At 59.1% G+C, this 12187-nt stretch carries 12 protein-coding genes; 1 reads left to right on the top strand and 11 read right to left on the bottom strand.

The window, feature by feature from the left end:
* Positions 1–19 precede the first annotated feature (19 nt).
* The 10 genes from AC3DKS_RS05495 to hemA form a co-directional block, all read right to left on the bottom strand.
* Positions 20–490: a methylated-DNA--[protein]-cysteine S-methyltransferase gene (locus AC3DKS_RS05495; protein WP_272606845.1), complete on the bottom strand. Its 471-nt coding sequence runs from the start codon at positions 488–490 to the stop codon at positions 20–22.
* Between the two features lie 169 nt (positions 491–659).
* Positions 660–1760 carry a CNNM domain-containing protein gene (locus AC3DKS_RS05500; protein ID WP_015753181.1) on the bottom strand — a complete coding sequence of 367 codons (1101 nt, stop codon included), beginning with the start codon at positions 1758–1760 and terminating at the stop codon, positions 660–662.
* A 50-nt stretch (positions 1761–1810) separates the two neighbouring features.
* The gene (locus tag AC3DKS_RS05505; protein ID WP_272606846.1) at positions 1811–3094 is read right to left on the bottom strand and encodes a serine hydrolase domain-containing protein; all 1284 of its coding nucleotides are present in this window, start codon (positions 3092–3094) and stop codon (positions 1811–1813) included.
* A 158-nt stretch (positions 3095–3252) separates the two neighbouring features.
* Positions 3253–4242 carry a porphobilinogen synthase gene (gene hemB, locus AC3DKS_RS05510; protein ID WP_272606847.1) on the bottom strand — a complete coding sequence of 330 codons (990 nt, stop codon included), beginning with the start codon at positions 4240–4242 and terminating at the stop codon, positions 3253–3255.
* A gap of 3 nt (positions 4243–4245) precedes the next feature.
* Positions 4246–5070 carry a PhzF family phenazine biosynthesis protein gene (locus AC3DKS_RS05515; RefSeq protein WP_272606848.1) on the bottom strand — a complete coding sequence of 275 codons (825 nt, stop codon included), beginning with the start codon at positions 5068–5070 and terminating at the stop codon, positions 4246–4248.
* Between the two features lie 48 nt (positions 5071–5118).
* Positions 5119–6021 (bottom strand): oxygen-dependent coproporphyrinogen oxidase, encoded by a 903-nt coding sequence (gene hemF / locus AC3DKS_RS05520; RefSeq protein ID WP_272606849.1) that lies wholly within the window; start codon positions 6019–6021, stop codon positions 5119–5121.
* 89 nt (positions 6022–6110) lie between these two features.
* Entirely contained in the window at positions 6111–7160 is a 1050-nt protein-coding gene (gene hemE / locus AC3DKS_RS05525) for a uroporphyrinogen decarboxylase (protein WP_272607132.1), read from the bottom strand.
* Positions 7161–7221: 61 nt separating this feature from the next.
* Positions 7222–7893 carry a uroporphyrinogen-III synthase gene (locus AC3DKS_RS05530; RefSeq protein ID WP_272606850.1) on the bottom strand — a complete coding sequence of 224 codons (672 nt, stop codon included), beginning with the start codon at positions 7891–7893 and terminating at the stop codon, positions 7222–7224.
* Positions 7890–8837: a hydroxymethylbilane synthase gene (hemC, locus tag AC3DKS_RS05535; protein ID WP_272606851.1), complete on the bottom strand. Its 948-nt coding sequence runs from the start codon at positions 8835–8837 to the stop codon at positions 7890–7892. The genes AC3DKS_RS05530 and hemC overlap by 4 nt, the downstream gene beginning before the upstream one ends.
* The gene (hemA, locus tag AC3DKS_RS05540) at positions 8834–10090 is read right to left on the bottom strand and encodes a glutamyl-tRNA reductase (RefSeq protein WP_272606852.1); all 1257 of its coding nucleotides are present in this window, start codon (positions 10088–10090) and stop codon (positions 8834–8836) included. The genes hemC and hemA overlap by 4 nt, the downstream gene beginning before the upstream one ends.
* A 206-nt stretch (positions 10091–10296) precedes the next feature.
* On the opposite strand from hemA, the gene AC3DKS_RS05545 reads away from it, so the two are divergent.
* Complete coding sequence (locus tag AC3DKS_RS05545; protein WP_015753190.1) at positions 10297–11178, top strand: helix-turn-helix transcriptional regulator; 882 nt, start codon at positions 10297–10299, stop codon at positions 11176–11178.
* A 2-nt stretch (positions 11179–11180) separates the two neighbouring features.
* Here the strand turns inward: AC3DKS_RS05545 and AC3DKS_RS05550 are convergent, their stop codons facing one another.
* Positions 11181–12176: an N-acetylmuramoyl-L-alanine amidase-like domain-containing protein gene (locus AC3DKS_RS05550; RefSeq protein WP_272606853.1), complete on the bottom strand. Its 996-nt coding sequence runs from the start codon at positions 12174–12176 to the stop codon at positions 11181–11183.
* Positions 12177–12187 lie beyond the last annotated feature (11 nt).

The raw sequence follows: 12187 nt of genomic DNA on the forward strand, positions 1-12187 counted from the left end.
ACCGGGCGGTCGGTAAACTTCAGAACAGGCTTTGCTGCGGATTCTGGCTCTCGTGGTTCAACAGCCATTTTTTCCGGTGAATGCCCCCGGCGTAACCGGTCATCGACCCGTCGGAGCCCACCACGCGATGGCAGGGTACCACCACCCAAAGCGGGTTTTTGCCATTGGCCGCCGCCACCGCCCGGATCGCCTTCGGATCGCCCAGTTTTTTGGCCAGGTCCATATAGGAAATGGTCTTCCCGTTGGGAATATCCCCCAGGGCTTTCCATACCGTTTTCTGGAAGTCTGTGCCCGCGGGGTCCATCGGCAGTTCAAAGCGCTTGCGCTCCCCGTCAAAGTATTCCCGCAACTGCCTGCAAACCGGTTCCAGGGAGGGCGGCACCGTTTCGGAAATGTCTCTGCGGTCCCCGATCCGGATGGAGCGGACTCCGGCTGGCCCGCCTTCGATGTGCACCGTCCCCAGGGGGGTATGGATTACCGCTTCTCCCATATACCTTTCGTTATATTCGCTATTGCTTCAATTCGCTATTGCGCCAGGATTCTTGTAGTTGTGCCCCGTTGCCTCCTGCGGAAAATCGGGGCCACGCTGTGGCAACTATTCCCTGAGCCAACGCCGGTATTCGCCGGTATTTGCCGGTATACGCCGGCTCCTGCTGCACCTATTCAATGATGCCGCTGCGCTTGGCACGGTCTTCCCATTTCTTGCGCGCCAGGAGTTGCAGGTCTTCCACGTTGTCGCTTTCGTCCATGATTTCCAGCCCGAGCAGGGTTTCGATGATGTCTTCCATGGTCACAAGTCCCGCCACCGAGCCGTATTCGTCCACCACCAGGGCAATGTGCTCCCGTTTGCGGATCAGCGTGTCGAAAAGCTGCGGGATGGGCGTGTCCCGTTTAGTCATCAGCAGTTCGCGCCGCAGGTCGGCCAGGGGTTTGTCGCCGTTTTCGTTGATGAGTGCCTCCAGGACATTGTCTTTCAATACAAACCCGCTAATGGTGTCTACCCGCTCCCGATATACCGGTATGCGGGAAAACCGCAGTTTCGGGTTGTTGCGGAAGAACTCCTCCACGGTCTGGTCTTCCGGCGCAATCAGCATCACCGCCCGCGGGGTCATAATATCCTTGACCAGAATTTCCTCAAATTGCAGGAGGTTTTTGATCACCTTGGATTCCGATTCCTCAAATACGCCCTCCTCATGGGCCACGTCGGCCATGGCCGTAAAATCCTCCCGGCTCAGCACGCTTTGGTGCTTCCCCTTTCCAATGAGGCGGGTAAACAGTTGCAGGATCCATAGCAGGCCGGTAATCCGAAGGATCCAGACCATCCCGTTGAGGATGCGGCTGGAGATATTAGCCAGTTGTTTCCAGTAAGTGGCCCCGATGGTTTTCGGGATGATCTCGGAAGCCACGAGGATCAGGATGGTCATCACAGTAGATACCACCCCCACCATCAGGTCTTCCGTAAAGGCCACCCCGAGGATTTCCACGGTTTCCTGCCCGTACCGCTCTGCATAGGCCACTTTTGCCTGTACCCCCACCAGGATGGCCCCTACGGTGTGGGCCACGGTATTGAGCGTCAGGATGGCAATCAGCGGTTTGTCGACGTCCTTCTTGAGTGCTTCCAGGGTCAGGGCGTAGCTCTTGCCTGCTTTCTTCTTTACATTGATAAATGTCGGGGTGACCGAAAGCAGGACCGCCTCCAGGATCGAGCACAGAAATGAGAAAAATATGGAGATAAAGGCATAGAAAAGGAGTAATCCCATGGGTGTGCTATATAGCGTCTAAGATACAAAAATTGCGGTGCCGCAGCAGTTCAGGGCGTTGAAATTAGTGCCTCATAAAAGACTTGCTGGAGTCGTTTTCGCAGGCCGAGCTCATAGAGCTGCCGGTGGTCTCGGCTGGGGTATACCCGGTTGGAAAGAAAAATAAATACCAATTGGTTTTCGGGATCAGCCCAAACGAATGTCCCTGTAAAGCCGCTGTGCCCGAAGCTCCCCGGGCTGGCCAGGGGGGCTGGATAGGCCTCCTGCAGCGGCAGGGAGGCATTGTCCGGGAGGGGCTTGTCGAAGCCCAGGCCCCGGCGATTGTCATTATCGGGGAACTGCACCCGGGAGAATTCCCGTACAGTGGCCGAATCCAGTATGCGGACGCCCCGGTATTTCCCGTAATTCGAATAACACTCCATGAGCACCGCCAGGTCCGCAGCCGTCCCGAACAAGCCGGCATTGCCGGAAACCCCACCCATCAGGGCGGCATTTTCATCGTGGACCCAGCCCCGGGTGAGGTCATTGCGAAAGATGCTGTCGGCCTCCGTAGGCACCACAACCGATCCGGGCTGCCGGCGCGCAGGCAGGAACCCGAGGTGGTCCAGACCCAGCGGGTCGTAGATGTGTTTCCGGAGGTATGCATCAAAGGGCTCCCCGGTAAGGTCTTCCACCAACTGGGGAAACAACAGGAAGGCCAGGCCGGAATACCGATAGGTTTTTTCCCTGGACACCTGGGAACGGTTGATTTTCCGATACATTTTGCGCACAAACCGGTTCCTGACATAGCGATTCGGGTAGGCTTCCCGCCGGAATCCGGCAGAAGGGGATTCGCGGACAAAGCGGCGTCGGAGCCCCTGGCGCGAACGCACATCGGAGAGGAAGACGATATACGGTTCCAGCCCCGCCTGGTGGGCCAGGATTTCCCGCAGGGTGAGGTTGCGCTTATCGCGCCGACGCTTCCACGGGCGCCAGTAATCGCTGAATGGGGCATCCAGATCCAGTTGGCCCTCCCCGGTGAGTTTCATCAGGGCGGGCAGGGCCGCTGCGATCTTCGTTACGGAAGCCAGGTCGTACACATCGGACTCCCGGGTGGGCCAGAGGCTGTCATACGTATGAAATCCGTAGGCCTTGTGGAAAATCCTCTTCCCCTGGAATGCCACCAGCACCTGGGCTCCGGGGAACGCCTCGGATTCGATTCCCAGATGCACCAGGGAATCCACGCGGTGGTGGAGGGCCGCCGAATCCACGCCCAGGGACACCAGGGAGCCTTCGGGCAAAACGGTTGGGATGGACTTACTTCCCGGCACCTGGGAATGGGCCATCCCAGCCATACCAATCAGTACAAATAAAAGTATATAACTGTATTTTCGCATAAAACATTCCTGTTCAGGGGGGATACAAGGCGATATTAAAAGGATTCAGCGTCCTGTCCGGAGCATGCAGTAGCCTATCAAAAGGATACAGGGTCCCTTCAGGAGGATGCAGTACCCTATCGCAGCAGGGCCACGGCTTCCCGGGCAAAATAGGAAGCGATCAGGTCTGCCCCGGCCCGTTTAATCGCCAGCAACTGCTCCAGCATCACCGCATCGTGTTCCAACCATCCCTTTTCGGCAGCCGCCTTCACCATGGCGTATTCCCCGGAAACCTGGTAAACGGCCACCGGAATATCTACCGCGTTGCGGATCTCCCGGACAATATCCAGGTAACACAGCCCGGGCTTCACCATCACGATGTCTGCCCCCTCTTCCACATCCATCCGGGTCTCCCGCAGGGCTTCCTGCCGGTTGGCGGGGTCCATCTGGTAGGTTTTCTTATCCGCAGGTATCCCGGATTCGGAAACGGGAGCGGAATCCAGGGCATCCCGGAAAGGTCCGTAAAATGCGCTCGCGTATTTGGCGCTATAACTCATAATACCCGCGTCCGTGTACCCGGATCCGTCCAGGGCTTCCCGGATGCTGCGAACCCGTCCATCCATCATATCGCTCGGGGCCACCAGGTCGGCCCCGGCTGCCGCGTGGGATACGGACATAGCGGCCAACACCTCCACGGTGGCATCGTTCAGGATACGACCGTCCTGCACTATCCCGTCATGGCCGTATTCCGAATAGGGGTCCAGGGCTACATCGGTAAGTACCACCATCTCCGGGCAGGCATCCTTGACGGTGCGGATAGCCCGCTGCATCAGCCCTTCGGGGTTCAGGGCCTCTGCGCCCCGGTTGTCTTTTAAATCGTCCGGCACCTTGACAAACAGCAGGACGGCCTTCAGGCCCATGGACCAAAGCGCGCGCACTTCCCCGCTCAATCCGTCGAGCCTAATTCGAAAATATCCCGGCATGGAGGGGATTTCCTCCCGCAGGCCCTTCCCTTCGGCAATAAACAAGGGCACGATAAAATCGTCGGGCGACAGGGAAGTCTCCCGGGCCAGGCTCCGCAGGGATTCGGAAGCGCGCAGGCGCCGGTTGCGTCTGTATGGAAACATGATTCAGGAGTTTTTAAGGTTGGGTAGGCGGATCCGGCCCGCCAGGTATGTGACGGCCCGGCCGGCGATCCCTACGCGGTCGCCCCGGGATTCACACCGCAGCTGCCCGCCCCGGGCCGATAATTGGAGGGCCTCCAGGTGTTGCTTTTTGAACCGGCCGGACCAGTAAGGCACCAGCATCGTGTGGGCCGAGCCGGTTACCGGGTCTTCGTTCACGCCGGATTGGGGGGCAAAAAACCGGGACACAAAGTCCACGGCTTCCCCCGGGGCGGTGACAATCACCCCCCGGGCTTTGATTTGTTTCAGCAGGCCAAAATCCGGATTCAAAGCCTCAATAGCTGTCTGGTCCTCGTACACCAGCAGGTAATCCGTAGTACCGCGGAGGCATTCCCGGGGTTCGGCCCCCATTGCCTCCACCATCCCGACAGGGAGCTTTGCCTCGGCCGGGGGGTCGGCCGGGAAATCCAGCTCCAGCCAGTCGCCGCGGCGGGTGACGGTGAGCGTCCCGCGCTCCCGGCTGTAAAACTCCAGGCGGTCTGTATCCGTCGGCAGGGGATGCTTTTCTCCGGGTTGTTCGTGGAAGAGTACATGGGCCGTGGCCAGGGTGGCATGTCCGCAGAGGGCCACCTCCGTAACCGGGGTAAACCACCGGATTTCATACCCTTTCCCCTCAGGAACGGCAAAGGCGGTTTCCGACAGGTTGTTCTCCGCTGCAATCGCCTGCATCAGGTTGTCCGGCAGCCATTCCTCCAGGATGCAGACGGCCGCCGGGTTGCCCCGGAACAATTCGCCTGCAAAAGCGTCTACTTGAAAAATCTGCTGTTTCATTCCAACCCAAATTTACGATTAAATCGGCGAGCCCTGCCTCTTCTTGCCTCAGGCCCACTCCCTCGGGTTTTTAAGCACCTCGAGAAGCTCGGCTTCCGGGGTGCCCGGTTCCGGGTGGTGGTCGTACGCCCAGCGAACCACCGGGGGCAGGCTCATCAGGATGCTCTCGATCCGCCCGTTGGTTCTGAGGCCAAAGAGCGTCCCCTTGTCGTGGACCAGGTTGAATTCCACATAGCGGCCGCGCCGGATTTCCTGCCAATGCCGTTCTGCTTTCCCCCAGGCTGCCGACTTCCTGCGCTGTACGATCGGTAGGTAGGCCTCCAGGAAGGAATCCCCCACCCCGGTCACAAAGGCGTACCAGTCCGAAGCGGACCGGTCGGGGCCTGGTTTCAGGTAGTCGAAAAACAGGCCGCCCACCCCGCGGGACTCCCCCCGGTGGGCATTCCAGAAATACCGGTCGCACTTCTCCTTGTATTCCGGGTAAAATTCCGGGTCGTGGGCATCGCAGGCTAACCGGCATACCCTGTGGAAATGGCGGGCATCCTCCTCAAACAGGTAATAGGGCGTCAGGTCCTGTCCGCCGCCGAACCAACTGTCGGCCACTTGGCCGTCCGGCCCGTACATCTCAAAGTACCGCCAATTGGCATGGACGGTGGGCACCATCGGGCTTTTCGGGTGGAGTACCAGGCTCAGGCCGCAGGCAAAGAAGTCCGCCTCCGCCACCCCGAAATACTTTTGCATGCTCTCCGGCAACGGCCCGTGGACCGCCGAGATGTTGACGCCCCCTTTTTCAAACACGTCCCCGTTTTCAATCACCCGTGTGCGGCCGCCGCCGCCTTCCGGGCGCTCCCAGATATCCTGGCGAAACCGGGCGGCACCGTCCGCTGCCTCCAGGGCGCTTGTAATGCGGTCCTGCAGTCCTTCGATATATGCGTAGAATTCTTCCTTCACAACCGAGATTTAATCCGGACCCACCCCTTCGGGCAAATCCTAGGGAAAGACCGGGATACTACCCATCCCGGTCCGTAATCGTTCGACACCTATCCTTCCTCCCGATAGGTTTTCACGGCATCGATAAACGCCCCGGCGTGCTCCACGGGAACTTCCGGGAGGATGCCGTGGCCCAGGTTGACGATGTATTTATCCTTGCCGAAGCCCCGGATCATTTCCCGGACCATCCTCCGGATGGTGTCCGGGGGGGACAACAATCGGGCCGGGTCAAAATTCCCCTGCAGCGTGATATTGCCCCCGGAGAGTTCCCGCGCCTTCTGCGGCGTCAGCGTCCAGTCCACGCCCAGGGCGGAAGCCCCGCTCTGCGCCATGGTGTCCAGGGCAAACCAGCAGCCTTTCCCGAAAACAATGACCGGGGCCAGATCTTTCAGGGCATCCACAATGCGCTGCAGGTATTGCCAGGAAAATTCCTGGTAATCGGCCGGGGAGAGCATCCCGCCCCAGGAGTCGAACAGCTGTACGGCGTGGACCCCGGCGGCCACCTTGGCCTTCAGGTAATCGATGGTGGTCTGCGTGATTTTTTCAAGCAGGGCGTGGGCAGCTTCCGGCTGGGAAAAGCAAAACGCCTTGGCCTTGTCGAAGCTTTTACTCCCCTGCCCCTGTACGCAGTAGCAAAAAATCGTCCAGGGCGAACCGGCAAAACCGATGAGCGGCACCTGGCCCCCCAGTTTTTCATTGGTCAGGCGGATGGCGTCCATGACATAGCCCAGGGCGTCTTCCGCATCCGGAACCACCGCCTTCTCCACGTCGGCTACCGAACGCACCGGATTGGGCAACCAGGGGCCGATGCCGGGCTTCATCTCCACCTCGATGTCCATGGCCTGGGGTACCACCAGGATGTCGCTGAAGAGGATGGCGGCATCCATCCCGTATCGGCGGATGGGCTGCACGGTGATTTCGGAGGCGAGCTCCGGGGTCTGGCAACGGGTAAAGAAATCGTACTTTTTCTTGATTTCCATAAACTCGGGCAGGTACCGGCCCGCCTGCCGCATCATCCATACGGGAGGCCGCTCCACGGTTTCCCCTCGGAGCGCTTTCAGGAATAAATCATTGGCCGGTTGCACCCTGTTTTCCGTCATCTTCTCAGTTGTGTTTCCGGTTGTGTTTCCGGTTGTGTTTCCGGCTGTGTTGTGCGTCATGTTATCCGTCATGTTTGTTTACCAGGAGTTGGCGGGCCGCCTGCAGCACCGCTTCGGCACTCGGGGATTCCGCGCTTATAAACTTATCGGTATGTTTTTTTACTGCCTGTGCCGTGGTCGGGCCGATGCAAATGGCCGTCGCGTCGTGCAACTGGTTGGACCCCAGAAAACTCTCCACCCCGCTCGGGCTGAAAAACAGGATGGCATCGAATTGCTTATCGAGAATTCGCTGGTTGAAGCCCGTTTGATATACCACCCGTTCTTCCAGCCTTACCCCGGCTTCCAGGAGCCGGTCGGGCAGGGTGTCCAATCGGCGGCTGCTGCAGAAATAAATAAAAGACCGACTGGAATATTTGTTGATGATGCGTTCCGCCAGGAGTTCTGCCCGGTCTTCCACCGCCAGGATCCGGTGGCCCATTTTCTCCAGGCGCGCCGCGGTTTTACGGCCCACGCAGCAACAATTGAGCATCCGGTCCGGCAACCGGCCTTCCGGGAAACAGGCTTCAATGGCGTGGGTGCTGGTAAAGATAAAGAGGGCCTCGTCGTCCGAGTGCAGGTTGGCCTCCAGGTACGTGACCTCCAGGGCGTCGTAATCCTCCAGGTAAAAATCGGTTTCCGGCAACAGGGCCCGCTGGGCTTCCGTTAGCTTTTTGGTGGAAAGGACTCGGATCATTGCGCAAGTATTTTTCGGATGGATTCCATAAGCCCGGCACCCCCGGAATCCAATATTTCCCGGGCACATGCCGCGCCGAAATCCCCCGCATCCTGAAACCGGGCATCCCCAGTTCCGCCAGCCTCAGGGCTGCCGGTATGCCGCGTTACCCGGAAAGCCTTTTTCCCGTCGAGGGAATACAATCCGCCTTCCAGGTGCAATTGCCCATCCGCTGCATGGACCCGGGCGCCGATGGGTGCGGAACACCCCCCCTCCAGGGTTCGCAGAAATTCGCGTTCCACGGCTACCTCCAGGGCAGATTGCTCGTGGTGCAGCGGCCGGGCCGCCTCCCGGGCCGCCGTATCCGACGTCCGGGCCACCACCAGCATAGCCCCCTGGGCCGGGGCCGGGAGCATCCAGTCCAGGGGTTCGGCATTATCGGGCAATAGCCCAATGCGCTCCAGGCCGGCCTGGGCAAAGATCGCCCCGTCCCAGGAATTTTCCCGGAGCAGTTTCAGGCGGGTATTTACATTTCCCCTCAGGCCGGTTACCTGGTGGGCGGGATAGCGGTTCAGCCATTGGGCCTTGCGGCGGAGGCTGCCGGTGGCGATGGTACCCGGGCCGTCCAGAAAGCCGAGCCCCTTGTGCACGAGTACGTCCCGTGCGCTTGCGCGCTCCAGCACAGCGGCCTGGCAGATTCCTTCCGGCAGGGCGGTGGGCACATCCTTCATCGAGTGTACGGCCAGGTCGATGTCTTCCCTGAGCAGGGCCACATCGAGCGTCTTGGTAAAAATCCCGGTAATACCCAGTTCGTAAAGCGGCTTGTCCAGGACGAGGTCGCCGGTGGATTTCACCGGGACGAGTTCCGCCCGGTGCCCGGCGGCTTCCAGTCGGTCCCTGACGGTCTGCGCCTGCCACAGCGCCAATTCGCTGTCGCGGGTCCCGATGCGAAGCGCCCTGCTCATCGTTGGGGGATTTCGAGTTGGAATACCTTTTGGATCAGTTCCAGGCTATCGTCCGTATCGATATCGGAATCCTTGAGGTGGTTGGCGAAATGGCGGGTGATTTTCTGGATGATCCGTTCGGTGACCACATCGGCCTGGGAGGCATCGAACCCGTCGATCTTCCGCGCCTGGTTGTCCAGCTCTTCCTCCTTCATCGTTTTCAGCTTTGCCTTCAGAGCGCGAATTACCGGGGCAAACCGGCGGCTTTCCAGCCACTGGTTAAATTCCCCGTGTACCTCAGCGATAATGGATTCCGCCTGGGGGATGTAGCTGCGTCGTTGTTGGAGCGTATTGTCCGTGATACGGGAGAGTTGATCCAGGTCTACCAGGGTGATTCCGTTTTTAACCCCCACTTCCCGGGCTACGTTGAAGGGGATGGTCAGGTCCAGGATCCACCGGGGCTTGTCTGCCGGCACCATGGGGGCGGTCACCGTGGGACGGGTGGCACCCGTGGCGACGATCAGTACGTCGCTGGCGGCAATTTCCTCCCGGAGCGCTTCCACCGGCTGGACACGCACCTGGAACTTCCTGCCCAGGGCATCTGCACGGTCCTGGGTTCTGTTGATCAGCGTAATCTGGTCGTGCCCGGTGTGCTTGACCAGGTTTTCGCAGGTATTCCGCCCAATCTTTCCGGTCCCGAACAATAGGATTTTTTTGTTGGCAATATCCGGTACACGGGCCAGCAGGTATTGGACAGAGGCGAATGCCACCGAGGTGGCGCCGGAGGAAATCCCCGTTTCGTTCTTGATCCGCTTGCTCGCCTGGATCACCGCGTTGACCAGCCGCTCCAAAAAGGGGTTGGCCAGGCCGTGCTTCCGGGAAAGCTTAAAGGATTTTTTCAGTTGGCTGATGATTTCGAAATCGCCGAGGATCTGGCTGTCCAGGCCGGTTCCCACCCGAAACAGGTGGCCGATGGCTTCCTGGTTCTGGTACACGTAGCCCACCCGATCAAAGTCGGCCTCGGTACCGTTGGAATAATCGCAAAGGAGCCGGATGAGGTGCTGGGGGGCCTGGGCAAAACCGTGGAGTTCCGTCCGGTTGCAGGTACTGGTTACCAGCAACCCGTCGATGCCCTCCTCCAGCGCCCGGTCCAGGAGGACGGCCGTACTGGCATCGTCCAGGGCAAAGAGCCCGCGGGTCGCTGCATCTGCCTTCTCGTAATTCAGCCCGACGGTAATAAACCGGTGATGTCTGGAAATATGGTATTTCTTCATGCCCTCTAAAGGATGCCCACAAAAATAACGGGATTCCCAGTCCAAAAATAACGCTGTAGGTACTTTTAATACCGATTCGGGTTACCCGGAGGTGCTTCCGGGCCGAAATCCGCGAAATATCGTAATTTTACCCCGAAACCGGGGGTTCTGGGCTTGGTAATTTAGATTAATTCTAAATAATTCAATTCCCCCAAACCGATGACAGCATGAATGAAAATACCGCTAGCGGTTCACTGTCGGAAATCCGGATCGACCCGGATATCCTCCTCCTGCTCTGCCGGAACGATACGGACCAGCCCACAGGGGTGCAGCGCAATTCCGGTCGCCGGTACCTGCAATTCCACTTTTGCCTCAAGGGCCAGGCCCGGTTTGCCTACAATGAGGGCCGGTACCACCTGGACCTGCCGGGCGACCAGTCGCTGCTGCTCTACAATCCCCAGACCGAACTGCCCGTTCAGGCCACGCTTTCCCCCCATACCTGGGTGGTTTCCGTACTGATGAGCATCCGCACGTTCCACGGCTTGTTTTCCTCCGAGGCGGATTACATCCCCTTCCTGAACCCCGAGTACCGGGATCGGAAATACTACCAGCAAAACCCGGTGGGGCCGTCCATCTCCGTGGTGCTCAGCCAGCTCTGGGGCCAATCCACCCACCCGTCCGTCCGCCCGCTCTACTATAAGGCCAAGGTATACGAACTGCTTTCGCTCTACTTCAACCGGACGGCCGACCCCCAGGCGGAACAGTGCCCCTTCCTGCTGGACGAGGAGAACCTGCGCAAAATCCGGCTGGCTAAGGAAATCGTCATCGAACGGATGGCGGAACCGCCCACGCTCCCAGAGCTCGCGGAGGAAACGGGGCTCAGCCTGAAAAAACTCAAAGAGGGCTTTAAGCAGATCTACGGGGACACCGTCTACAGTTTTCTGTTCGATTACAAGATGGAAACCGCGCGGAAAATGCTGGAAAGCGGAACCTTCAACGTCAATGAGGTAGGCCTGAAAGTAGGGTACAGCACGGCCAGCCATTTTATTTCGGCCTTCAAGAAAAAGTACAATACCACGCCCAAAAAATACCTGATGTCGCTGGCCTGAAGTTAGCGCATGGCCTGCGGGCGCGCCACGATGATTCCCGTGTTTCGCTTGATGCCCTGCAGGTAGTCCGCCAGGGGTTCGTCGCTGATAACCACCTCGCCAACGGTAGAGGCGTGCAGCAGGTGGATGCGCCCGTCGTCCAGGCGGATGGCCAAACCTGTATGGGTGACGTCCAGGCCTTCAATATCCGTAGCCAGGGCGATGATGTCCCCGTCCTGTATCAGGTGTTCCCGCTGGGCCACCTCCGAGCGGGGCAATACGATGAGCGGCCTGGAGGAGAGTTGTTTTTCGATTTCCACCATGGCCCGGTAATTCGCATCCGAAGCCAGGAACGGGTACAAATCGCGGTGGGTCCCCATAAAATTGATATCCTTTTGGATGGTCACCCCGGCGAGTTCTTCGGTGATGTTGCGCACCATGCCTTTGGCTTCATTGTCCCGGATCCATTCGGTGAAATAGTGCAGGCGGGAGGGGTAACCGTCGCGTTTCCCCTTGCGGTAACGGACCTGTTCCAGGCCCCGGACGTACCGGTTCCATTGGAGTTTCCCCTCACTGGCCAGCCGGCCCATCACCAGGACGTTTTCAACATACGTGGTGCAGTCCAAACCCCGCAGGTTTACCACCAGCTGCTCGTCTTCCCCCACTTCCAGGGTCTTTGCCACATAGGGGGTCCCCAAAAAGGCCCGTCCCACGCGGACTAATTCCGGGCCTATGGCCGTTTTATCCTCGTTCGCATCCTTTTCCAATCCGCTGGTCAACCCGTCAAAGAGCGCCTTGTCGAGCTCCGAATAATGAATACCTCCTTTTTGGGCCTGAAGCGCTTGTCCAAAATCCAGCCAGGGCCCCGCACCCAAACCGGGACCCGGGCAGAACCCCAAAAACAGGGCCAGCAGGGTCAGTTTCGCCAGGAGCTGGCGCGGAAAGCAACGGGTTAGACGCAGGGGGCGGTGAAGGCCGGCAAGCCTCCGCGGTTCATCAAATGGAAATGCTTGTTGCATGGGACAGGTGG

The sequence above is a fragment of the Robiginitalea sp. genome, assembly GCF_982776155.1.

Excerpts from the sequence above, each read along its gene's own strand:
- hemA (WP_272606852.1), bottom strand. The coding sequence starts at position 10,090 with ATGAAGAAATACCATATTTCCAGACATCACCGGTTTATTACCGTCGGG.
- AC3DKS_RS05505 (WP_272606846.1), bottom strand. The coding sequence starts at position 3,094 with ATGGCTGGGATGGCCCATTCCCAGGTGCCGGGAAGTAAGTCCATCCCA.
- hemC (WP_272606851.1), bottom strand. The coding sequence starts at position 8,837 with ATGAGCAGGGCGCTTCGCATCGGGACCCGCGACAGCGAATTGGCGCTG.
- AC3DKS_RS05550 (WP_272606853.1), bottom strand. The coding sequence starts at position 12,176 with ATGCAACAAGCATTTCCATTTGATGAACCGCGGAGGCTTGCCGGCCTT.
- hemE (WP_272607132.1), bottom strand. The coding sequence starts at position 7,160 with ATGACGGAAAACAGGGTGCAACCGGCCAATGATTTATTCCTGAAAGCG.
- AC3DKS_RS05495 (WP_272606845.1), bottom strand. The coding sequence starts at position 490 with ATGGGAGAAGCGGTAATCCATACCCCCCTGGGGACGGTGCACATCGAA.
- AC3DKS_RS05545 (WP_015753190.1), top strand. The coding sequence starts at position 10,297 with ATGAATGAAAATACCGCTAGCGGTTCACTGTCGGAAATCCGGATCGAC.
- AC3DKS_RS05530 (WP_272606850.1), bottom strand. The coding sequence starts at position 7,893 with ATGATCCGAGTCCTTTCCACCAAAAAGCTAACGGAAGCCCAGCGGGCC.
- AC3DKS_RS05515 (WP_272606848.1), bottom strand. The coding sequence starts at position 5,070 with ATGAAACAGCAGATTTTTCAAGTAGACGCTTTTGCAGGCGAATTGTTC.
- AC3DKS_RS05500 (WP_015753181.1), bottom strand. The coding sequence starts at position 1,760 with ATGGGATTACTCCTTTTCTATGCCTTTATCTCCATATTTTTCTCATTT.
- hemB (WP_272606847.1), bottom strand. The coding sequence starts at position 4,242 with ATGTTTCCATACAGACGCAACCGGCGCCTGCGCGCTTCCGAATCCCTG.